This is a genomic window from Variovorax sp. GW823-FHT02B07 (assembly GCF_058797695.1).
In genome coordinates this window covers 1,992,547-2,014,146 of record NZ_JBXAJX010000001.1, presented here as the reverse complement: position 1 = coordinate 2,014,146, position 21,600 = coordinate 1,992,547, and the positions used below count along the sequence as shown (strand labels likewise).

Here is a 21,600-nt window from a genome sequence, read left to right as displayed (position 1 = left end):
AGAAGCTCAGAGCACCTTGGCCAGGAATTCGGCCGTGCGCGGGTGCCTCGGCGCGTTGAACACCTGCTCGGGCGTGCCGGTTTCGAGGATGCGGCCCTGCTCCATGAAGACCACGGTGTCGGCCACCTCGCGGGCGAAGCCGATCTCGTGCGTCACGATGACCAGCGTGGTGCCGGAGCTCGCGAGCTCCTCGATCACCGCGAGCACCTCGCCCACCAGCTCGGGGTCGAGCGCCGAGGTGGGCTCGTCGAACAGCAGCACCTTGGGCTTGAGTGCCAGCGCCCGCGCAATCGCCACGCGCTGCTGCTGGCCGCCCGAGAGCTGGCGCGGGTAGGCGTCCTTGCGGTCGGCCAGGCCGACACGGGCCAGCAGGTCGGTGGCCAGCGCCTCGGCCTCGGCGCGCGGCAGGCCGCGCACCGACTGCGGCGCCTCGACGATGTTCTCCAGCACCGTGAGGTGCGGGAACAGGTTGAAGTTCTGGAACACCATGCCCACGTCGACGCGGCGCGCGAGGATGTCCTTCTCGTGCAGCTCGTACAGCGTGTCGGCATCGCGCCGGTAGCCGATGAGCTCGCCGTCGATGGCAATGAAGCCGTCGTCCACGCGCTCCAGGTGGTTGATGGTGCGCAGCAGCGTCGACTTGCCCGAGCCCGAGGGGCCGAGGATCACGGTGACGCTGCCGCGAGGCGCGGTGAAGGTCACGTCGTCGAGCACCTGCAGCGCGCCGAAGCGCTTGGACACGCCGTGGATCGTCACCTCGCCCCCCGGGGCGCGCGAACCGTTCCAGCGCGGCACCTGTGCGGGGGCCGGTGCCGGTGCCGACATGGGCACCACGGCCGGCGCCCTGCCCCGCGCCCACAGCCCGTGCACCACGCCGCCCAGCCACGAGCGCGGCGCATGGCGCAGCGCCCCGCGCGAGAAATGCCGCTCGATGTAGTGCTGTGCCACCGACAGCACCGTGAGGATCACGAGGTACCACACGGTCGCCACCATGAGCAGCGGAATCACTTCCAGGTTGCGCCGGTAGATGATCTGGATCGTGTAGAACAGCTCGGGCAGCGCCAGGATGTAGAGGTTCGAGGTGCCCTTGGCCAGCCCGATGATGTCGTTGAAAGCCGTAGGCAGGATGCTGCGCATGGCCTGCGGCAGCACGATGCGCGAGGCTTGGCGCCGGCGCGAAAGGCCCAGCGCAGCCGCTGCTTCCAGCTGCCCCTGGTCCACCGACAGGATGCCCCCGCGCACGATCTCCGAGGCGAAGGCCGCCTGGTTCAGCGTGAGGCCCAGCAGCGCCGCCACGAAGGGGCTGATGAGCTGCGTGGTCGGGTACGAGAAGAAGGTCAGGTCGGTGAACGGCACGCCCAGCGACACGGTCTCGTACAGGTAGCCCAGGTTGTTGATGATCAAGAGCAGCACGATCACCGGCACCGAGCGGAAGAGCCAGGTGAACACCCAGGCCAGCCGCGCCAGCAGCGGCGAGCGCGACACCCGCGCCAGTGCCAGCCCCGTGCCGAAGAAGAAGCCCAGCACCGCGCCCAGCGCAGTGAGCAGCAGCGTGCGGCCCAGCCCGGCCAGCACCGGCTCCGAGAAGAACCACTGCGCGAACACCGGCCAGCCCCAGCGCGGGTTGGTGAGCACCGAATGCAGCACGAGGCCGATCACCGCCACCGCGAAGACGGTGCCGACGGTGCGCGCCGGGTAGGTCGCGGGGACGATGCGAAAGTGCGAGTAGTCGCCCTTGGCGGGCGATGCCGCATCGCTGCGGCGAAGGGGTGCCGTGGGGGTACGAGGCTCCGGGCCGGCGTCGAGCAAGGTGGTCGTGTTCATCGCGACACCGCCCCGCTCAGTGCCGCACCCACGCGGCCTTGCGCGGCCCACTGCGCCAAGTGCTTCTCGAACGGCAGCTTGCGCGGCGTCTCGGGGTCGGCGTCGTCCGCGAACAGCGCCGTGTAGCCATGGCTGCGGTACAGGCCCACGGCCTCGGGCTGGCGAAAGCCCGTCGTGAGGTAGATGCGCTCATAGCCCTGGCGCAGCACCTGCGCCTCCAGCTCGGCCAGCACGCGGCTGGCCAGGCCCTGGCGGCGCAACGCGCCGTGCGTCCACACGCGCTTGAGTTCGGCCGTGCGCTCGTCGTGGCGCATGAAGGCCCCGCCGCCGATCGCCACGCCGTCGCGCAGCAGCAGCACGAAGTTGCCGTGCGGCGGCGCGAACACCTCGGGCGCGTAGCGGTCGATCTCACGCGGCGCACCGGGTTCGCGCAGCACGTCGCCGTAGCGGCTGTCGTACTCGAAGGTGAGCCCCTCGATCAACGGCCGGGCCAGCGGGTCCAGCGGCGTGGTGTAGAGAAACTGTTCGCTCATGGGGTGGTTTCCTGGGTGTCGCCGTCGGCGGAAAGAAAGCGCTCGGCCAGCCGGGCCCAATACACGGCCGCGGGCGCGAGGATCGCGTCGTTGAAGTCGTAGCGCGGGCTGTGCAGCGAGGCGCTTTCGCCGTTGCCGAAGAACACGTAGCTGCCGGGACGCGCCTGCAGCATGTAGGCGAAGTCTTCGCTGGCGGTGCGCGGGCGGAAGGCCGGGTCGACGCGCTGCGCGCCGAAGGTGTCCAGCGCCACGGCGCGCGCGAAGGCGGTTTCTTCCGCGTGATTCACCACCGGCGGAAAGCCCGGCCGGTAGTCGACCTCGGCCTGCGCACCGAAGCTCTCGGCCTGCGCCCGTGCCAGCGCGGGAATGCGCTGTGCCAGCAGCGCGCGCACCTCGGGCTTGAACGAACGCGCCGTGAGCTTGAGCTCGACCGTGTTCGGAATCACGTTGGAGGCCTCGCCGCCGTGGATGGAGCCCACCGTGACCACGCCCATGTCCAGCGGATCGACATTGCGCGACACCACGGTCTGCAATGCTGCGATCAGGTGCGCGCTCGCGACCACGGGGTCGACCGTTTCGTGCGGCTGCGCGCCGTGGCCGCCCTTGCCGCGCACCGTGATGTGCGCCTGGTCGATGGCGGCCATCGCGGGCCCGGTGACGCAGCCCACGTGCCCTGCCCCCACGCCGGGCCAGTTGTGCAGGCCGAAGACGGCGTCGCACGGGAAGCGCGTGAACAGGCCTTCGTCGATCATCTTCTTGGCGCCCGCGCCGAGTTCTTCGGCGGGCTGGAAGATCAGGTGCAAGGTGCCGCGAAAGGCGCCCGCCTCGGCCAGGAAACGCGCCGCCGCGAGCAGGATCGCCGTGTGGCCGTCGTGGCCGCAGGCATGCATCACGCCCGCGTTCTCGCTGGCGTACGGCAGGCCCGTGGCTTCGTGGATCGGCAGCGCGTCCATGTCGGCGCGGATGCCGAGGCTGCGCTCCGGTCCGCGCCGCAGCGTGCCCACCACGCCGGTGCCGGCCAGGCCGGTCGTGACCTCGTAGCCCCAGGCCGCGAGCCGCTCGGCCACCAGGGCCGAGGTGCGGTGCTCCTTGAACGACAGCTCGGGGTGGCGGTGAATGTCGCGCCGCAGCGCAATGAATTCGTCGCCGTAGCCGGCAATGGTGGATTCGACGCGGTGGATGTCCTTCAGGGCCGGTCGTGGCAGCGCGGCGCCCATCAGGCGGCCTTGCGCTCGGCGGTGGCGCCGCCCTGCGGTGCGGCATGGCGGCTCGCCTTGCGCGGCAGGCCCAGGTGGTCGCGCAGGGTCTTGCCCGGCAGCGTGCGCTGGTAGCGGCCGCGTGCCTCCAGCGCGGGAACCACGAACTCGATGAAGTCGTCCAGGCCTTGCCCCAGCACCGGGAAACCGAGGATGAAGCCGTCGGCCGCGCCCTCGTCCACCCAGCGGATGATCTCGTCGGCGATGCGCTCGCCGGTGCCCACGAACTGCGTGCGCGGCGTGGCGACTTCGAGTGCCACCTCGCGCAGCGTCTGGCCCTTGGCTTTCGCATTGGCCTTGATGCGGTCGGTGGTCGAGCGGAAGCTGTTGCGGCCGATCTCGCCCAACTCGGGGAACGGCGCATCGAGCGGGTACTGGTTGAAGTCGTGGTGGTCGAAGAAGCGGCCCAGGTAGGCCAAGGCCTCCTCGACCGTGAGCAGCGCGCGGATGGCGAGGTACTTGGCCTCGGCCTCGGCTTCCGTGGCCGCCACCACCGGGCCGATGCCCGGGAAGATCTTCACGTCGCCGGCCTGCCGCCCCTGCGCCACCGCGCTGGCCTTCACCTGCTTGAGGAACGCACGCGTGTCTTCGAGCGAGGGCGAATGCGTGAACACCGCGTCGGCGTACTTGCCTGCGAGGCCGATGCCCGCGTCCGACGAGCCGGCCTGGAAGATCACCGGCTGCCCCTGCGGCGAGCGCTGGATGTTCAGCGGCCCCGCCACCTGGAAGAAGCGGCCCTTGTGGTCCAGCGTGTGCAGCTTGTCGCGGTCGAAGAAGCGGCCGCTCTCGCGGTCGCGCACGAAGGCGTCGTCGTCCCAGCTGTCCCACAGGCCCTGCGTCACGGCCAGGTACTCGTCGGCGATTTCGTAGCGCAGCGCGTGCTCGGGGTGGGCGCGGCTGTAGTTCTTGGCGCTGCCTTCCAGCGGCGTGGTCACCACGTTCCAGCCCGCGCGCCCGCCGCTGATGAGGTCCAGCGACGCGAACTGCCGTGCCACCGTGAACGGGTCGCTGTACGAGCTGGAGATGGTGCCCGCCAGGCCGATCTTCGTGGTGACGGCGGCCAGCGCCGACAGGATCGAGATCGGCTCGAAGCGGTTGAGGAAGTGCGGGATCGACTTCTCGTTGATGTAGAGCCCGTCGGCCACGAAGGCGAAGGCGATGCCCGCGGCCTCGGCCTTCTGCGCGTTGCGGATGAAGAAGTCGAGGTTGACGCTGGCATCGGCCGGGCCGCCCGGGTGCTTCCACGCATTCATGTGGCTGCCGGCCCCTTGCAGCATGACGCCGAACTGGATGTTGCTCATGACGATCGTTTTTGTGGTGGGAAAAAAGAAAAAGACTCAGGCCAGCGCGGGTTCGCGGGCCTGCGCCAGCAGCTCGACCGCCGTGGCGCGCGCGCCGAAGTCCGCCACCGGGATGTCGATCACGAACTCCTCGATGCCGTGGCGCGCGCTGAGGGCTTCGAGTGCGTCGCGCACCTCGTCGCCGGTGCCGGCGATGACATGCGGGCGCCGCTCCTCGGTGCGGTAGTCGCTGGCGCCGGCCTGCCGCGCGAACTCGGCGGCGGCTTCGAGGCTGGGCAGGTTCACGCTCTGGCCCGTGGGCAAGGTCACGCGGAAGCTGCGCAGCGCGCCCACGCGCTCGGCGGCCTCGTCGTGCGTCTCGGCGGCGAAGGCGAACAGCGCGAGCAGCGGCGCGCGGCCGGTCGCGCCGCGGTAGGCGTCGATCGATTGCTCGATGTTCACGGGGTCGCCGTTGAAGTGGCCCGCATAGACGAACTGCCAGCCCAGCCGCGCCGCGAGCAGCGCACTCTCGGGGCTGCCGCCGAGCAGCACGCGCTGCGGCGCCACCGGCGGGAACGGCGTGGCCACGGCGCCGGCCAGCGCGTGGTCGGCGGGCACGCCGTCGTGCAGGAACGCATCGAGCTCGCGCAGGCGGGTTTCGAAATCAAGGGCCTTCGCCTTCGCCGGGTCGTGCAGCGATTGCAGCGCCTTGCTGGTCAGCGGCAAGCCGCCCGGCGCCTTGCCGATGCCCAGGTCGACACGGCCCGGCGCCAGCGAGGCCAGCACCTTGAAGGTCTCCGCGACCTTGAACGGGCTGTAGTGCTGCAGCATGACGCCGCCGGTGCCGATGCGGATGCGCGAGGTCTTCGCGAGCAGGTGCGAGGCCAGCACCTCGGGCGCCGAACCGGCGTAGGTGCGGTTGCCGTGGTGCTCGGCCAGCCAGTAGCGGCGGTAGCCCAGCCGTTCGGCGCGCCGGGCCAGCGCGATGGTGTGCTGGAACGCCTGCGCGGCGTCGGCACCTTCGGGGATCAGGCTCTTGTCGAGCAGGGAGAGCGAGTAGGACACGGTGTTCGGCGATGGCGCAGTGGAAGCGGGTGTGCTTCAAATTCTGCGAGCCATCGCACGGGCCGTTTGCGCTGAATTCCTCTATCGATATCTGGAATCTGCGGGGTCGCGCGACTCACCATGCATAGGGCAGGAGCGCCGCCACGGCCGTGGCGTGCAGCCTCCTGCGCACGCGCAGCGGCACATGGCCATGCGGCGCACGGCGTGCCACTTCATGCGGCGACGCCGGCGCGATGCACCAGGCAATGGCGGTCAGCGCAAGGACGTGGCGGGCCTGTGCGGCCGGGGACGAAGAGGCGACGGTGTGCAGTGGCATGGCGGGCGGTTTCCCTGGTTCGATGCCGCCGATTCTGCGAAGCGCATCCGCCGTTGCCAACGACGGATTGCGAATGTCCTGATGCGGTTTGCATCGCATCCGCGCGCCCAAAGGTGTTGCCTCGCGCCCCATGCGATGGCTACGATGGGCACGCAACCACCCAAGGAGCAGCCGCCATGTCGAACCATGTCTACAAGTCGCTCGAGCTGACGGGCTCGTCCAAGACCAGCATCGAGGACGCGGTGCAGACCGCCATCGCGAAGGCGCACGAGACGGTGCGCAACATCCAGTGGTTCGCCGTCACCGAGACGCGCGGCCACGTGGTCGACGGCAAGGTCGCGCACTGGCAGGTGACGGTGAAGATCGGCTTCACGCTCGAGTAGCCGAAGCGCGGCCCCGGCCGCTCAGGCGCTGCGCAACGCCGACGTGCCGTCGTAGATATAGCGGCGCGACCACGGCAGCGTGCTTGCCGCCCTGCCCGCCTTGCGCCCGACGATCTGGTAGATCGCCACGTCGTCGTTCTCGAAGGCATAGGCGCAGCCCGCCAGGTAGATGCGCCAGATGCGGAACTTCTCTTCGTCGACCAGCGCGCGCGCCTCGTCGGCATGGGCCTCGTAGGCATCGCTCCAGTGGCGCAGCGTCTGCGCGTAGTGGCGGCGCAGGTTCTCCACGTCGAAGGCCTCGAGCCCGCCCTGCTGCATGGCCTGCAGCGCCAGGCTGATGTGCGGCAGCTCGCCGTTGGGGAACACGTAGCGGTCGATGAAGTCGCCGCCGCCATACGACACGCCGCCGCCCTCGGGGTCGGACGAGGTGATGCCGTGGTTCATGACGATGCCGTCGTCGGCCAGCAGCTGCTGCACGCGCTTGAAGTACTCGGGCAGGTTCTTGCGGCCCACGTGCTCGAACATGCCGACGCTGGTGATGCGGTCGAACTGGCCGGTCACGTCGCGGTAGTCCTGCAGGCGGATCTCGATGCGGTCTTGCAGGCCGGCGGCCTTCACGCGCTCGGTCGCCAGGTCGAACTGGTTCTGCGACAGCGTGACGCCCACGCAGCGCGCACCGAACTTCTGCGCCGCGCGGATCACCAGCGCGCCCCAGCCGCAGCCGATGTCGAGCAGCGTCTGCCCCGGCTTGAGTTCGATCTTGGTGAGGATGTGGTCTATTTTCTTCAGCTGCGCGGTGGCCAGGTCTTCGTCGCCGTTCTCGAAGTAGGCGCACGAATAGACCATGTTCGCATCGAGCCAGAGTTGGTAGAACGCGTTGGACACGTCGTAGTGGTACTCGATCGATTTCTTGTCCGACGACTTGGTGTGCGCGAAGTAGCGGGCCATGCTTTGCAGCGCGCCGCCGGGCTTGTCGAGCGAGGTCTTCGCCAGGCCGTAGGCGATGTCGATCACGTCGCTGAGCTTGCCTTCGATGTCGATCTTGCTCTTGACGTAGGCCTCGCCCAGGTTGTCGAGCGTGGGCTGCAGCATCAGCGACAGCGCCGCGGGCGATTTCACGTGCAGCGTGACCGCCGGCCCGCTGAAGTCACCGAAGTCGTAGGACTGGCCGTCCCACAAGGTGAGCCGCGCGGGCAGGTTGGCCCGTGCGCGGACCGCGGCGCTCCACTGCGCCAGCTTCTTGTCCCAAAGCATGCATCTCTCCGAGTTGTTGAGTAGTCCCGCCTCCACGGGCGGACGGGTGCTGCAGCGAACAAAACGATAGCGAGATTTGGCGAAACCTGCATTTCCACGACGACGCAAGAAATCGCGGCAGGTGCTATGTTGAAAGACCCCTCGCGCGGGGCCCGGGCGGCCTACGCGGCTTCCATCGAGGTCGCGTCGTTGCCGGCCTCGCCGAGCCAGCGGCGCTTGTCGCGCAGCGGCGGCGCGCCGAACATGCGGCCGTACTCGCGCGCGAACTGCGAGGGGCTTTCGTAGCCCACGTTGTGCGCGGCGCTGGCCACGTCGGTGCCGGCGATCAGCATCTGGCGGCGCGCCTCCTGCAGGCGCAGTTGCTTCTGGTACTGCAGCGGGCTCATCGCCGTCACGGCCTTGAAGTGGTGGTGGAACGACGACACGCTCATGTGCACCGCGCGCGCCATGTCTTCCACGCGCAGCGACTGCGCGTAGTTGGTGCGCAGCGCGCTGATGGCTTTCGCGATGCGCTGCGTGTGGCTGTCGTGCAGCGCGATCTGGCGCAGCCGCGCGCCTTCGCCGTTCACCAGCAGGCGGTACATGATCTCGCGCTTGATGAGCGGCGCCATGATCGGAATGTCCTCGGGCGTGTCGAGCAGCCGCAGCAGGCGCAGCACGGGCTCCAGCACCGGCATGGCGATGCGGTTGACGTACATGCCGCGCGAGGCCGGCGCGTTGGCCTTGGCCGGCAGCTTCTCGTCGCCGATGAGGTCGCCGATCTCGTCGAGCGCCAGCTCCAGCCGCACGCCCAGGTAGGGCTCGTTCTCGCTGGTCACGCACACCTGGCCGCACACCGGCAGGTCGACCGAGGTGACGAGGTAGTTCATGGGGTCGTACACGTAGATGTCGTCGCCCACGATGATCCGCTTGGAGCCCTGCGCGATGAGGCCCAGCGCCGGCGTCGCGAAGCCGTGCTTGGGGCCGTCGGGCTTGCTGATGCAGTGCACCTGCAGGCCGGGCACGGCGCATTCGACCGTGCCGTCCTGGCCGCGCGTGATGTGGCGGATGAGCTGCACCAGCTCTTCGCGGGCCGCATCGAGTTCGGGTTCCAGCGGCATCGGCATGGCGAGGACGGTGGCGGTGTCGGGGGTTTCATCAGACATGGGTAGGCCTCTGACAAAGGGGAGCGGCCGCGGTGGCGGCCATGGAGGATTGGGCTGCCCGCAGCTTAGCGTCGCATCCTCTCCTTCGCACGGCCTGCGCACGAGGTCTGGAGAAATAGGCAAAGACTTTGCAGAAACGCGCTCGCCCGCCGGGGCGCGCCAGCGGGATACTTTTTCGCACCCGCCGGCCACCCGTCACGCCGGACGGCCCCTCCACCCACAAAGGACAACTTTCGATGCAATACCGCCAATTCGGCCGCACCGGCCTCCTGGTTTCCGAACTCTGCCTCGGCACGATGACCTTCGGCGGCGCGCCGGGCATCTGGGACCACATCGGCCAGCTGCAGCAGGGTGAGGCCGAAGGCCTCATCGGCCGCTCGCTCGACGCCGGCATCAACTTCATCGACACGGCCGACGTGTACTCCGAGGGCCTGTCCGAGACCATCACCGGCCAGGCGCTAAAGAACCTGAAGGTGCCGCGCGACCGCGTGGTGGTCGCCACCAAGGTGCTCGGCGAAACCGGCAGCAAGGGCGTGAACTCGGCCGGCGCCTCGCGCTACCACATCATGGACGGCGTGAAGGCCAGCCTGAAGCGGCTGCAGCTGGACCACATCGACCTGTACCAGATCCACGGCATCGACCCGATCACGCCCATCGAGGAAACGGTGCGCGCGCTCGACGACCTCGTGCGCCAGGGCCACGTGCGCTACGTCGGCGTGTCGAACTGGGCCGCGTGGCAGATCGCCAAGGCGCTGGGCATCGCCGAGCGCGACCGGCTGGCGCGCTTCGAGTCGCTGCAGGCCTACTACACCGTGGCCGGGCGCGACCTGGAACGCGAGCTGGTGCCCATGCTGCGCAGCGAACAGCTCGGCCTGATGGTCTGGAGCCCGCTGGCCGGCGGCCTGCTCAGCGGCAAGGTCGACCGCCACACCGCCACCGCGCAAGGCAGCCGCCGCGCGAGCTTCGACTTTCCGCCGGTGAACGTGGAGCGCGCCTACGACTGCATCGACCTCATGCGCCAGTTCGCCGAGCCGCGCGGCGTGTCGGTGGCGCAGATCGCGCTGGCCTGGCTGCTGCACCAGCCGGTGGTGACCAGCGTGATCGTCGGCGCCAAGCGCATCGACCAGCTGGACGACAACATCGCCGCCACCGAGGTGAAGCTCACGGCCGACGAACTCGCGGCGATCGACAAGGCCAGCGCGCTGGCGCCCGAGTACCCGGGCTGGATGCTCGCGCGCCAGGGCGGCGTGCGCGCCCAGCGGCTGGCCGATTCAGGCCGTCGCGGCTGACACGAGCGGGGCCTCGGTGCGACGCGCGGCATGCGCCGCGCTCGCCCGCAGCGCGCGCAGATCGAGGTGTTCGGCGGCACGCGCCGCCGAGGGCTCGGCCAGGTGCGGCACCACGCCCAGCAGCGGTGCACCGAGCCGGGCGCGCAGCGTCTGCAGGTTGCCTTCGGGCGAGAGCATCTGCGGCTCGACCACGCTCGCGACCCAGCCCGCGAGCACCAGCCCGCGCGCGCGGATCGCCTCTGCGGTGAGCAGCGCATGGTTGAGGCAGCCCAGCCGCAGCCCGACCACGAGGATCACGGGCAGGCCCAGCGCCACCGCGAGGTCGGCGGTGTCCAGGTCGTCGCCCAGCGGCACGCAGAAGCCGCCCACGCCTTCCACCACCACCGCATCGGCCTGCGCCGACAGCCGCTCGAAGGCATCGAGCAGCACGGGCAGCGCGACCTGCACGCCCTCTTCCCGCGCCGCCAGGTGCGGCGACATCGGCGCCTTCAGCACGTAGGGGCAGCGCCAGGCCAGCGGCGCGGCCACGTTGCCGGCCGCCTGCAGGCGCTCGACGTCTTCGTTGCGCCATTCGCCGTCGATGGCATCGAGCCCCGCGGCCACCGGCTTCATGCCGACCGCGCGCAGGCCCGAGGCGGCCAGCAGCGCGAGCATGGCGCTGCTCACCAGCGTCTTGCCCACGCCGGTGTCGGTGCCGGTGACGAACCAGCGGCGCTGTGTCGCTGCTGCCGCCGTCGTCATGCGGCCTCCGGCCACGGTTCGGCCAGGGCCTCGCCCAGCGCGCCGATCAGCCGCGCCACGTCGGCCTCGGTGTGGCTGGCCGACAGCGCGATGCGCAGCCGCGCGGTGCCGGCAGGCACCGTCGGCGGACGGATCGCGCCCACGCGCAGACCGTGCGCGTCGAGCCGTTCCATGGTCTGCATGGCGCGCGCGTTGTCGCCCACGATGAGCGGCTGGATCGCGGTCGGCGAATCGGCCAGCCAGGCGCTGCCGTCGGCCGGCAGCACCTGCCTGAGGCCGGTGCGCAGCTGGGTGATGCGGGCGCGCAGCTGGGCGCGGCGGCGCATGCCCTCCTCGCCCTCGATGAGCGCCAGGCTGGTGAGCAGCGCATGCGCCACCGCCGGCGGCGCGGCCGTGGTGAAGATGTAGGGGCGCGCGCGCTGCACCAGAAAGTCGATCACCGTGCGGTGCGCCGCCACGAAGGCGCCCGACACGCCGGCCGCCTTGCCCAGCGTGCCGATCAGCACCAGCCGCTCGGAGCGCAGCGCCAGCGCCTGCAACGCGCCGCGCCCAGTGGCGCCGAGCACGCCGAAGCCGTGCGCGTCGTCGATCACCAGCCAGGCGTCGTGCTGCTCAGCCAGCGCCAGCAGGCCCGCGACCGGGGCGATGTGGCCGTCCATGCTGAAGACGGCGTCGCTCACGATGATCTTGACCGGCGCGTCGCAGGCCGCCAGTTGCGCGTCGAGCGCCTGCAGGTCGCAGTGCGGGTAGCGTTCCACGCGGGCACGGGCCAGCCGCGCGCCGTCGATCAGCGAGGCGTGGTTCAGCGTCTCCGAGAAGATCACCGCCTCGCCGTCGCCCAGCGCCGACAGCACCGCGAGGTTGGCCATGTAGCCGGTGCAGAAGAACAGGCTGCGTGCGTCGGGAATGTGCGGCGCCATCCATTCGCCCAGCCGCTCCTCGAGCTGCGCATGGGCGCGCGAGTGGCCCAGGATGAGGTGCGAGCCGCCGCTGCCCGTGCCGTAGCGCGCCGCGCCTTCGGCCAGCGCCTCGGCCAGCGCGGGGTGCGCGGCCAGGCCCAGGTAGTCGTTGCTGCTGAAGCCGAGCATGGTGCGCGGCGCGGTGGCGCCGGCCAGCGTGAGGATCTGCTCGGGCGCGCAGGCGGTCTCGGCGATCTGCCGGCGGCGGCGCAGCGAGCGCGCGTCGAGCGCGGTGATTTCGTCCTGCAGGCGTTCAAGCAAGCGCAGCATCGCGGGCTCCTTCGTCGGCGGTGGCGCCGGATGCGTGGGTGACGGCCTGGAGCGTGGCGAGCGTGCCGTCCACCAGTTGATCGATCTCGCCGTCGGCGATGGCGTACGGCGGCATCAGGTACACGGTGGCGCCGATGGGCCGCATCAGCAGGCCGTGCTCGCGCGCCGCGAGGTGGAAGCGCTCGGCAAAGCGCGCACCGGGCTCGCGCACGTCGAAGGCCGTGATCATTCCGCGCTGGCGCAGGTGGTCGATCGCCTGGCCGGCGAGCCCCTCGCGCAGCCGTGCCAGCAGGCGTGCGGCGCGGTCCTTGTTGCGGTTCAGCGCGTCCTCCTGCTCGAACAGATCGAGCGTGGCGAGCGCCGCGCGGCAGGCCAGCGCGTTGCCGGTGTAGGAATGCGAGTGCAAAAAGCTGCGCGCGGCGTCGTCGTCGACGAAGCCCTGGTAGATGGCCTCGCGCGTCATCACCAGCGCCAGCGGCAGGTAGCCGCCGCTGATGCCCTTCGACAGGCACAGGAAGTCGGGCCAGATGCCGGCCTGCTCGCAGGCGAAGAAGGTGCCGGTGCGCCCGCAGCCGACCGCGATCTCGTCGGCGATCAGGTGCACGCCGAAGCAGTCGCACAGCGCGCGCACGCGGCGCAGGTAGGCCGCGTCGTGCATCGCCATGCCGGTGGCGCACTGCACCAGCGGCTCGACGATGACGGCGGCGATGCTGTCGTGCTGCGCGGCCAGGAGCGCCTCCAGCTCGTCGGCCGCGCGGTTCGCCACGGCGGCGGCGTCTTCACCGGGCCGGGCGGCGCGCGCATCGGGCGAGGCCACGAGGTGCGCGCTGGCGAGCAGCGGCGCGTAGGCGTCGCGGAACACGGGCACGTCGGTGACGTGCAGCGCGCCCAGCGTCTCGCCGTGGTAGCCGCCGCGCAGCGCGACGAAGCGGCGCTTGCCGGCGCGGCCCGCGTTGCGCCAGGCATGGAAGCTCATCTTGAGCGCGATCTCCACGGCCGAAGCACCGTCGGAGGCATAGAAGCAATGACCCAGCGCATGGCCCGTGAGCGCCGCCAGCCGCTCGGCCAGCTCGACCGCCGGCGCGTGCGTGCAGCCGGCGAGCATCACGTGCGGCAGCGTGTCCAGCTGCGCCTTCAGCGCGGCGTTGATCGCCGGGTGCGCGTGGCCGAACAGGTTGACCCACCACGAGCTGGTGGCGTCGAGGTAGCGCCGGCCTTCGTGGTCGGTCAGCCAGACGCCCTCGCCGCGCGCGATGGGCAGCGGCGGCGCCACGTCGAGGCGGATGCTCTGGGTGCAGGGGTGCCAGACATGGCGGCGGCTGCGCTGCTGCCAGTCGGCGTTGGCACCTGCGGCGGCTGGCGCGGTCGTGGGGGAGAAAACGTTCGAGGGAGGCACCCGCGCGTTCCTTTCTGGAGGGCAAGGCGGCGGATCGTATCGACGCGAACGCGCCCCGGCAAACGCCCGGAACGCGTGCAAAAAGAAGGCGGAATGACCGAGGTTGGCCGGTGTAGCGCGTGCGTTCAGGGCAACGTCGCGCAAGCTGGCGACTTCGTGCGGGGCCGCGCCGGCGCAGGGCCGATGCAAGTTGTCCGGCTGCCGTCACAGATGGCGAAGGAATGTCCGCTTTTCAGGGTGCGCGGCGGGTGGATTCCTCTTTTCGGACAGCCGATATGGCTGGTATTCGCAACCGACCTCAGCCGCGCTTCTCGGCGTTGCGCTTGCGCGTGGCGGCGCCTTTCTTCGCGGACGCCGAGCGCTCGGCGGCGGTGCGGTTCGCCGCGGCGGCGCCACCCAGGCGCCCGCCCTTGCGCGAGGGTCCATGGTTCTCGGACTTGCCGCGGCCCGAGCCGCTCTTCTTGCCGCCGCTCTCGGCATTCACCGTGGCCCAGGCGCGGCGCTCAGCCTCGCCCTTGGCCACGCCGCGGTGCTCGTAGCCTGCCTCGATGTGCTCGGCCTTGCGTTTTTGCTTGTCCGTGTACGACGACTTGTCGCCTCTTGGCATGTCTGCGCTCCTTCAATCAAATGGGATGAAAGAAGCCTTCATGCTGGCCGCCCGTGCGGTGCCGTGAGTCGGAAGAGGCAGGCGCTGCGCGTCAGCGCAGTCTGTCGTGCGCGCTCAGGCCGACAGCACGTTCGCGAGGTCGGCCTTCAGGGTCGTGGCGCGTTCCGGCGCCCGCGCGAGCCCCGCCTCGACCAGCGCCTGTGCCCGTGCGCGGTCGCCCAGGTGCACCGCGATCCGTGCGAAGTGCAAGGCGGTGCGCGCATGGATCTGGTGCGGGTCGGTCTCGCGCAGCATCTGTTCGAAGCTCTGCGGATAGCTGCCATGCCGAGCGAAGAAAGTACGCCCCGGCCCTTCCCACTCGCTCACGATGAATTCGACGTTTTCCTCGGCCTCTTCTTTCGTCTCGCCATAGGCCCATCCGAACGCGGCGCCGGGCGGTGGGTCCAGGCGGTCGCGGAACACGCAGTGCGATTCTTCGAGCGCCTCGGGCGCCACCGGCGTTCCGCCCTCGGGCGGCAAGAAGTCCAGGTGCGCGCCGAGGTTCAGGTAGCAGGCCTTGCCGCCGCTGGCGCCCTGCACGTTGAACACGTGGATCACCGGCCCGTCGATGCGCCGCAGCGTCTGGCCCGAACCCTGGAAGCCTTCGGCCTTGAGCACGGGGAAGAGGTGGCGCGTGAGCAGCTTGAGGAAGGCGGTGCGGTTCATGGCGCGCGGGGTCTCCGGGTACGCAAGGTGATCGAATAACGCAGGCCCTCGGTCGGGGCGATGGCATGTTGCCATGCCCAGCGCGCCGGCCCGCGCAGCAGGTACACGGAGCGCGGCTCGACGAGAACATCGAGCGCGGCCGGCCCCGACGCGGGTGCACCGGGCACGTACGGCCGGAACTGCATCACCGCGTCGCCGCACAGCGAGACGCCCACGATGTCCTCGAAGTCGGGCACGTCGCGGTGCCAGCCCAGCGGCGTGCCGGGGCGGTACTCGGCGATCAGCACGTGGGTGAGGTCTTCGGGCGCCAGGCCGGCCCAGGCGGCCGCCTTCGCGCGCAGCGGGTGCAACGCCTCGGGCAGCGGCGCGCCGGGCTTGAGGCGGTTGGTGTCGAAGTCGTAGCTGCCGCCGAAGCTGGTGCCGCGCCGGCGGGCGGTGTATTCCTTGTAGCGCATCTCCTTGAGCGGCAGGCCCTGCACGATGCGCAGCAGGCCGGCCTCCTCCTCGCGCGACAGGAACGCGGCTTCGTAGCGCAGGCCCTCGATGGCCACCACGGGCGCCTCGCCGAACAGGTCGGGCTGGCCGGCGTGCTCAAGGCGTCGGGTGGCGCGCATCGTCTTCCCCGGCCTCCCCGGCCAGTTGCACATGCCACCAGCGCGGCAGCAGCTCGCGGATCTCGGCGCGCGCGAAGCGGTCGTCGAGCAGGTGCAGCACGCCCGTGTCGGCCTCGGTGCGGATCACGCGGCCGGCGGCCTGCACCACCTTCTGCAGGCCCGGGTAGAGGTAGGTGTACTCGTAGCCCTTGCCGAAACGCGACTGCATGCGCTCGCGCGTGATCTCGTTGAGTTCGTTGTACTGGGGTAGCCCCAGGCTGGCGACGAAGGCGCCGATGAGCCGGCTGCCCGGCAGGTCGATGCCTTCGCCGAAGGCGCCACCGAGCACGGCGAAGCCGATGCCCTGCCCGCCTTCTTCGAAGCGCGCGACGAAATCGTGGCGGTCGGTTTCACGCATGCCGCGCGTCTGCGTCCACACGGGCACGCCGGGGTGGCGCAGCGAGAACGCGGCGCAGGCCTTGTCCAGGTAGTCGAAGCTGCTGAAGAAAGCCAGGTAGTTGCCGGGCAGGCGTTCGAACTGCGCGCCGATGATGTCCGTCACATGGCGCAGCGAGCCGGCGCGGTCGCGAAAGCGCGTGGAGACGCCGGTCGCCACCTCGACGCGCAGCTGCTGGCCGCGAAACGGCGATTCGACGTCGAGCAGCGCCGTGTCTTCGGGCAGGCCGAGCGCGTCGCGGTAGAACGCGAACGGCGCGAGCGTGCCCGAGAAGCAGGTGACCGACACCGCGTCCGCGAAGCGGCCTTCGAGAAACGGCCCGGGCACGAGGTTGCGGATGGCCAGGCCGCGCTGTTCCTGCGTGGCGCCCAGCGCGCGCTCGAACACCGAGTGGTCGTCGAAGACCTCGGCCAGCCGCGCGAAGTGCAGCGCGTCGAAGAAGAAGCGCTGCAGCGGCCCCTGCGCCGCGTCGGGCGTGGCGGCGAAGTGCTCGGCCATCGCGGTGTTGGCGGCCTGCAGCGTGCGCAAAAAGCGCTCGGGGATCTCGTCGGCGGTGTCGTGGCCGGCGGTCTGCGCCTGCTGCAGCGTGTCCCATTCGCGGAACAGCCGCGCCAGCGGGCCGCGCACGGCGGCGGGCGCGGCGCGGTGCGCCTCCTCCAGCGCCGCGCCTTCGAGCTTCGCGGTGTACATGCCGCGTGCGCGCTCCAGCAGGTTGTGGGCCTCGTCGACCAGCACGGCGACGCGCCAGTTGGCGTCCTTCATGCTGGCGAACAGAAACGCGCTGCTGTCGAAGTAGTAGTTGTAGTCGCCCACGACGACGTCGCTCCAGTGCGTCATTTCCTGCGCCAGGAAATAGGGGCACACCTTGTGCGCGAGCGCGACCCGCCGCAGCGCCTCGCGGTCGAGCCAGCCCACCTGCGCGGCCTCGGCGCGCGCGGCCGGCAGGCGGTCGTAGAAGCCGCGCGCCAGCGGACAGGCCTCGCCATGGCAGGCGCGGTCGGGGTACTCGCAGACCTTCTCGCGGGCCGCGAGTTCGAGCACGCGCGGCCGGTGGGCACCGCCCTGCCCCAGCACGCGCAAGGCGTCGAGCGCCACGGGCCGCCCGGAGGTCTTGGCGGTGAGGAAGAACACCTTGTCGAGCTTGTGCGCCGCGCGCGCCTTGAGCAGCGGAAAGAGCGTGGCCAGCGTCTTGCCGATGCCCGTGGGCGCCTGTGCCAGCAGGCAGCGCCCGCCCACGGCGGCGCGGTAGACCGCCTCGGCCAGTTCGCGCTGGCCGGTGCGGAAGTCGGCGTGGGGAAATTCGAGCCGCGCCAGCGCGTCGTCGAGCGCGCCGCGATGCTCGGCCTCGCGTTGCGCCCAGTCGCTGTAGCAGGCGCACAGGGTCTCGAAGTGCGTGCGCAGGGTGTCACGCGTGTGCTGCTCTTCGAGCACGGTTTCGTCGCCGCTGGCCAGGTCGAGGTAGACCAGCGCGACGGTCAGCTGCTCGTGCCCTTCCTGCTCGCACAGCATCCAGCCGTAGCAGCGCACCTGGGCCCAGTGCAGCGCGCGGTGGTTGGCGCGGATGGCGTCGAAGTCGCCGCGGAAGGTCTTGATTTCTTCCACCCGTGCCTGCGCCGGGTCGTAGCCGTCGGCCCGGCCGCGCACGCGCAGCGTGCCGCAGGTGGTGGCCAGCGGCACCTCGCTCTGGTAGTCGCCGCCGCGCCGGGCCTGCACCAGCGCGTGGCCGGCCATGCCTTCGAGCGCGCTGGGCGCGGGCACGAAGCGCAGGTCGAGATCGCCCGCCTTGGCGCCGAAGGCGCACAAGGCCTTGACGGACACGACGTGCGCCGCCGAAACGGCGGCTGACGGAGCGGAATGGAGGTCGGAAGGCATGCTGCCGATACTGGATGAAATCACAGTATAGCGAGCACCGAATGCGGCAATACGTCACACAAATCGGTATCGAGGCCTTCTCCGACAGGTCAAATGAGCTTTTTCGGCAAGACTTGACAAGTTTTGCTTACAAATGCATTCATGAAAACTCCCTCCGCGATCGACCCCGTCGAATTCGACCGCCTGCTCAGCCGCAACCTCAAGCTGCCGCTGCTGGGCGGACTGATCGGCGCCGTGGCGTTCGTCGCGCTGATCCTGTATCTGCTGACGAGCCTGAGCTGGGTCGAGCACACCGACCAGGTCACGCGCGCCGCCAGCGAACTGCAACGCCGCTCCATCGACATGGAAACGGGCATGCGCGGCTTCCTGATCACCGGCGAGGAGAGTTTTCTCGAGCCCTACCAGTCCGCCCTGCCGCGCCTGAAGGCCGACACCGACGCGCTGCGCCGCCAGGTGTCGGACAACCGCCAGCAGGTGGAGCGCGTCGACCGCATCGTCGGCCTGCAGGAGTCGTGGCTGACCTTCGCGCGGGAAATGATCGAGGCGCGGCGCAACGGCATCGATCCGCAGGCCACCGTCCGGCTGGGCCGCGGCAAGCGCCTGACCGACGACCTGCGCGCCGAGTTCACGGCCTTCATGGACACCGAGCAGACGCTGCGCTTCCAGCGCAACACCGAAGCCAACCGCACGAGCTGGTGGGTGGTCGGGCTGTTCCTTCTGTTCACGCTGGTGTACTCGGGCCTGGTGGCGTTCTTCGGTCGCCGGCAGCTGATGCGGCTGTCCGACAGCTACGACGTGGTGCTGGGCGAACAGGCGGCGCACGCCGAGCGCCTGTCGCAGGAGGCCTGGCTGCGCAATGCGCAGACCGAGCTGGTGGGCGAGCTGGTCGGCGAACTCAGCGCGCCGGACATGGGCCGCAAGATCCTCGCGTTCTTCTCGCGCCACCTCGGCAGCTCGGTCGGCGCGCTCTATGTGCGTGAACGCCACGGCCCGCTGCGCCGCGCCGCGAGCTATGGTTTCTCCAGCGAGGCCGAAGCCTCGCCGCAGGTGTTCTCCCCCACCGAAAGCCTGATCGGCCAGGCGGCGGCCGAGCAGCGCCGCATGCTGATCGACCCGGTGCAGGCCCACTACCTGAAGGTGAATTCCGGCCTCGGCGAGATGGCGCCCAAGGCCGTGCTGCTGCTGCCGGTGGCGGCCGATGGCGCCGTCAACGGCGTGCTCGAACTCGGCCTGCCGGGCACGCCCGACGCGCGCAGCGAGCAGCTGTTCGACCTCGTGGCCGACGACATCGGCACCTCGCTGGCGGCGGCGCGCTACCGCGAGCAATTGCAGGACGTGCTGGCCGAAACGCAGCAGCTCAACGAGGAACTGCAGGTGCAGCAGGAAGAACTGCGCACCGCCAACGAAGAACTCGAAGAACAGTCGCGCGCCCTGCGCGCCTCGCAGGCCATGCTGGAGAACCAGCAGGCCGAGCTGGAGCAGACCAACAGCCAGCTGTCGGAGCGCACCGAAGCGCTCGACCAGCGCAACACCGCCCTGCGCCGCGTGCAGCGCGACCTGGAAGACCGCGCCGACGAACTGCAGCGCGCCAGCCGCTACAAGTCGGAGTTCCTGGCGAACATGTCGCACGAGCTGCGCACGCCGTTGAACAGCGCGCTCATCCTGGCCAAGCTGCTGGGCGACAACCCGCAGGGCAACCTGTCGCTGGAGCAGGTGAAGTTCGCGGAATCGATCTACGCCTCGGGCAACGACCTGCTGGTGCTGATCAACGACATCCTGGACATCGCCAAGGTCGAGGCCGGCAAGCTCGAACTGGTGCCGGAAGAGGTGCCGCTCGACAAGCTGGCCCAGAGCCTGGAAAGCACCTTCCGCCCGCTCGCGACCGACAAGAACCTGGAGTTCCGACTGGAGCTGCGGCCTGACGCGCCGGCCCTGCTGGTCACCGACCGCCAGCGCGTGGAGCAGATCCTGAAGAACCTGCTGTCGAACGCGATCAAGTTCACCGAGCGCGGCGAAGTGGCGCTCACGGTGTCGGCCACGGCCGACGGCGGCGCAGCCTTTGCGGTGCACGACTCGGGCATCGGCATCGACCCGCAGCAGCACGAGCTGATCTTCGAGGCCTTCCGCCAGGCCGACGGCACCACCAGCCGGCGCTACGGCGGCACGGGGCTGGGCCTGTCGATCTCGCGCGACCTCACGCAGCTGCTGGGCGGCTCGCTGACGGTGAAGAGCGAGGCCGGCCAGGGCAGCACCTTCACGCTGCAGCTGCCGCCGCGCGCGCCGCAGACCTCGCCCGCGCCGGCCACGCCTGTCGGCACGCTGCGTTCGGTGTCGACGTCTTCGCATGCGCCCGCCGTGCTGTCGCCGCCGCCGCTCGCGCCCCCTGCCCCGGCGCCCGTGGTGCCGGCCCCGCGTTTCGCGGACGACCGATCGATTCCGCGCGACCAGGTGCGGCGCGTGCTGGTCATCGAGGACGAGCCGCAGTTCGCCCACATCCTGTACGACCTGGCGCACGAGCTGGGCTACCGCTGCCTGGTGGCGCACGGCGCGGCCGACGGCTTCGAGCTGGCCACGCAGTTCGTGCCCGACGCGATCCTGCTGGACATGCGCCTGCCCGACAGCACCGGCCTGGACGTGCTGCAAAAGCTCAAGGACTCGCCGCACACGCGCCACATCCCGATCCACGTGGTCTCGGCCGCCGACAACGCGCAGGCCGCGGCGCTGCACATGGGCGCCATCGGCTTCGCGCTGAAGCCGGCCACGCGCGAGGAGCTGACCAAGGTGTTCGGCCGGCTGGAAGAAAAGCTCACGCAGAAGGTCAAGGTCGTGCTGCTGGTGGAAGACGACGCGTTGCAGCGCGAGAGCGTGATCAGGCTGATCGGCGACGACGACATCGAGATCGTCGCGGTCGGCTCCGGCGAAGAGGCGCTGGCGCTGCTGCGCACACGCGTGTTCGACTGCATGATCACCGACCTGCGGCTGCCCGACATGCAGGGCAGCGAGCTGCTCAAGGCCATGGCGGCGGAAGAGATCGTGTCGTTCCCGCCGGTCATCGTCTACACCGGACGCAACCTCACGCGCGACGAGGAGACCGAGCTGCAGCGCTACTCGCGCTCGATCATCATCAAGGGCGCGCGCTCGCCCGAGCGGCTGCTCGACGAGGTGACGCTGTTCCTGCACAAGGTGGAGGCCTCGCTGTCCAGCGAACGCCAGGGCATGCTGAAGACGGCGCGCGGACGCGACCGCATCTTCGAGGGCCGCACCATCCTGCTGGTGGACGACGACGTGCGCAACATCTTCGCGCTCACCAGCGCGCTGGAGCAGCGCGGCGCCACGGTCGAGATCGGGCGCAACGGCCGCGAGGCGCTGGAGCGCCTGGACCAGGTCAGCGAGATCGACCTCGTGCTGATGGACGTGATGATGCCGGAGATGGACGGCCTGGAAGCCACGCGCCACCTGCGCGCCGACCCGCGCTTTGCGAAGATGCCGGTGATCGCCATCACCGCCAAGGCCATGAAGGACGACCGCGACCAGTGCCTGGCCGCGGGCGCCAGCGACTACCTGGCCAAACCGGTCGACCTGGAGCGCCTGTTCTCGCTGTTGCGCGTGTGGATGCCGAAGATGGAGCGCCTGTGACCCGCAAGCCCCTCCCCGC

18 protein-coding genes are annotated in these 21,600 nt (G+C 70.2%); 3 read left to right on the top strand and 15 right to left on the bottom strand.

Translation table 11 applies throughout. The features are described from left to right. Positions 1–6: 6 nt before the first annotated feature. The 6 genes from AC1RGU_RS09405 to AC1RGU_RS09380 all read right to left on the bottom strand — a co-directional run bounded on the left by AC1RGU_RS09405 (position 7) and on the right by AC1RGU_RS09380 (position 6,274). Positions 7–1,824 carry an amino acid ABC transporter permease/ATP-binding protein gene (locus AC1RGU_RS09405; protein WP_492696134.1) on the bottom strand — a complete coding sequence of 606 codons (1,818 nt, stop codon included), beginning with the start codon at positions 1,822–1,824 and terminating at the stop codon, positions 7–9. Beyond that, on the bottom strand, positions 1,821–2,357 hold the full coding sequence (locus AC1RGU_RS09400; protein ID WP_492696133.1) for a GNAT family N-acetyltransferase: 537 nt from the start codon (positions 2,355–2,357) through the stop codon (positions 1,821–1,823). Before AC1RGU_RS09400 ends, AC1RGU_RS09405 begins: the two co-directional genes overlap by 4 nt. Then, positions 2,354–3,574, bottom strand: a complete 1,221-nt coding sequence (locus AC1RGU_RS09395; protein WP_492696131.1) for a M20 aminoacylase family protein — start codon at positions 3,572–3,574, stop codon at positions 2,354–2,356. The genes AC1RGU_RS09400 and AC1RGU_RS09395 overlap by 4 nt, the downstream gene beginning before the upstream one ends. Further along, on the bottom strand, positions 3,574–4,914 hold the full coding sequence (locus AC1RGU_RS09390) for an LLM class flavin-dependent oxidoreductase (protein WP_492696129.1): 1,341 nt from the start codon (positions 4,912–4,914) through the stop codon (positions 3,574–3,576). The genes AC1RGU_RS09395 and AC1RGU_RS09390 overlap by 1 nt, the downstream gene beginning before the upstream one ends. Before the next feature lie 36 nt (positions 4,915–4,950). Continuing rightward, complete coding sequence (locus tag AC1RGU_RS09385) at positions 4,951–5,958, bottom strand: LLM class flavin-dependent oxidoreductase (protein ID WP_492696127.1); 1,008 nt, start codon at positions 5,956–5,958, stop codon at positions 4,951–4,953. A 115-nt stretch (positions 5,959–6,073) separates the two neighbouring features. Further along, positions 6,074–6,274 (bottom strand): hypothetical protein, encoded by a 201-nt coding sequence (locus tag AC1RGU_RS09380; protein WP_062482175.1) that lies wholly within the window; start codon positions 6,272–6,274, stop codon positions 6,074–6,076. Positions 6,275–6,450: 176 nt separating this feature from the next. Between AC1RGU_RS09380 and AC1RGU_RS09375 the strand changes: the two genes are divergently transcribed. Next, the gene (locus AC1RGU_RS09375) at positions 6,451–6,657 is read left to right on the top strand and encodes a dodecin (protein WP_492696125.1); all 207 of its coding nucleotides are present in this window, start codon (positions 6,451–6,453) and stop codon (positions 6,655–6,657) included. A 21-nt stretch (positions 6,658–6,678) separates the two neighbouring features. Here the strand turns inward: AC1RGU_RS09375 and AC1RGU_RS09370 are convergent, their stop codons facing one another. Both AC1RGU_RS09370 and AC1RGU_RS09365 read right to left on the bottom strand, forming a co-directional pair. Then, positions 6,679–7,911: a class I SAM-dependent methyltransferase gene (locus AC1RGU_RS09370; protein WP_492696123.1), complete on the bottom strand. Its 1,233-nt coding sequence runs from the start codon at positions 7,909–7,911 to the stop codon at positions 6,679–6,681. A gap of 161 nt (positions 7,912–8,072) precedes the next feature. Then, positions 8,073–9,056 (bottom strand): AraC family transcriptional regulator, encoded by a 984-nt coding sequence (locus tag AC1RGU_RS09365; RefSeq protein WP_062482185.1) that lies wholly within the window; start codon positions 9,054–9,056, stop codon positions 8,073–8,075. Between the two features lie 236 nt (positions 9,057–9,292). Between AC1RGU_RS09365 and AC1RGU_RS09360 the strand changes: the two genes are divergently transcribed. Next, on the top strand, positions 9,293–10,345 hold the full coding sequence (locus tag AC1RGU_RS09360; protein ID WP_492696122.1) for an aldo/keto reductase: 1,053 nt from the start codon (positions 9,293–9,295) through the stop codon (positions 10,343–10,345). On the opposite strand, the gene bioD is transcribed toward AC1RGU_RS09360, so the two are convergent. The 7 genes from bioD to AC1RGU_RS09325 all read right to left on the bottom strand — a co-directional run bounded on the left by bioD (position 10,328) and on the right by AC1RGU_RS09325 (position 17,945). After that, the gene (bioD, locus tag AC1RGU_RS09355; RefSeq protein WP_492685622.1) at positions 10,328–11,086 is read right to left on the bottom strand and encodes a dethiobiotin synthase; all 759 of its coding nucleotides are present in this window, start codon (positions 11,084–11,086) and stop codon (positions 10,328–10,330) included. The two genes, AC1RGU_RS09360 and bioD, sit on opposite strands and share 18 nt — an antisense overlap. Beyond that, on the bottom strand, positions 11,083–12,315 hold the full coding sequence (gene bioF / locus AC1RGU_RS09350) for an 8-amino-7-oxononanoate synthase (protein WP_492696120.1): 1,233 nt from the start codon (positions 12,313–12,315) through the stop codon (positions 11,083–11,085). The genes bioD and bioF overlap by 4 nt, the downstream gene beginning before the upstream one ends. Further along, positions 12,299–13,711, bottom strand: coding sequence for an adenosylmethionine--8-amino-7-oxononanoate transaminase (locus AC1RGU_RS09345; protein WP_492696118.1), 1,413 nt, complete (start codon positions 13,709–13,711; stop codon positions 12,299–12,301). The genes bioF and AC1RGU_RS09345 overlap by 17 nt, the downstream gene beginning before the upstream one ends. 298 nt (positions 13,712–14,009) lie before the next feature. Continuing rightward, positions 14,010–14,318 (bottom strand): plasmid stabilization protein, encoded by a 309-nt coding sequence (locus tag AC1RGU_RS09340; RefSeq protein ID WP_492696117.1) that lies wholly within the window; start codon positions 14,316–14,318, stop codon positions 14,010–14,012. A 114-nt stretch (positions 14,319–14,432) separates the two neighbouring features. Further along, positions 14,433–15,023, bottom strand: a complete 591-nt coding sequence (locus tag AC1RGU_RS09335; RefSeq protein WP_492696115.1) for a DUF4304 domain-containing protein — start codon at positions 15,021–15,023, stop codon at positions 14,433–14,435. After that, on the bottom strand, positions 15,020–15,637 hold the full coding sequence (locus AC1RGU_RS09330) for an alpha-ketoglutarate-dependent dioxygenase AlkB (protein ID WP_492696113.1): 618 nt from the start codon (positions 15,635–15,637) through the stop codon (positions 15,020–15,022). Before AC1RGU_RS09330 ends, AC1RGU_RS09335 begins: the two co-directional genes overlap by 4 nt. Then, positions 15,615–17,945 (bottom strand): ATP-dependent DNA helicase, encoded by a 2,331-nt coding sequence (locus AC1RGU_RS09325; RefSeq protein WP_492696111.1) that lies wholly within the window; start codon positions 17,943–17,945, stop codon positions 15,615–15,617. Before AC1RGU_RS09325 ends, AC1RGU_RS09330 begins: the two co-directional genes overlap by 23 nt. A gap of 141 nt (positions 17,946–18,086) precedes the next feature. On the opposite strand from AC1RGU_RS09325, the gene AC1RGU_RS09320 reads away from it, so the two are divergent. Next, positions 18,087–21,581, top strand: a complete 3,495-nt coding sequence (locus AC1RGU_RS09320) for a response regulator (protein WP_492696109.1) — start codon at positions 18,087–18,089, stop codon at positions 21,579–21,581. The last annotated feature ends 19 nt before the right edge of the window (positions 21,582–21,600 follow it).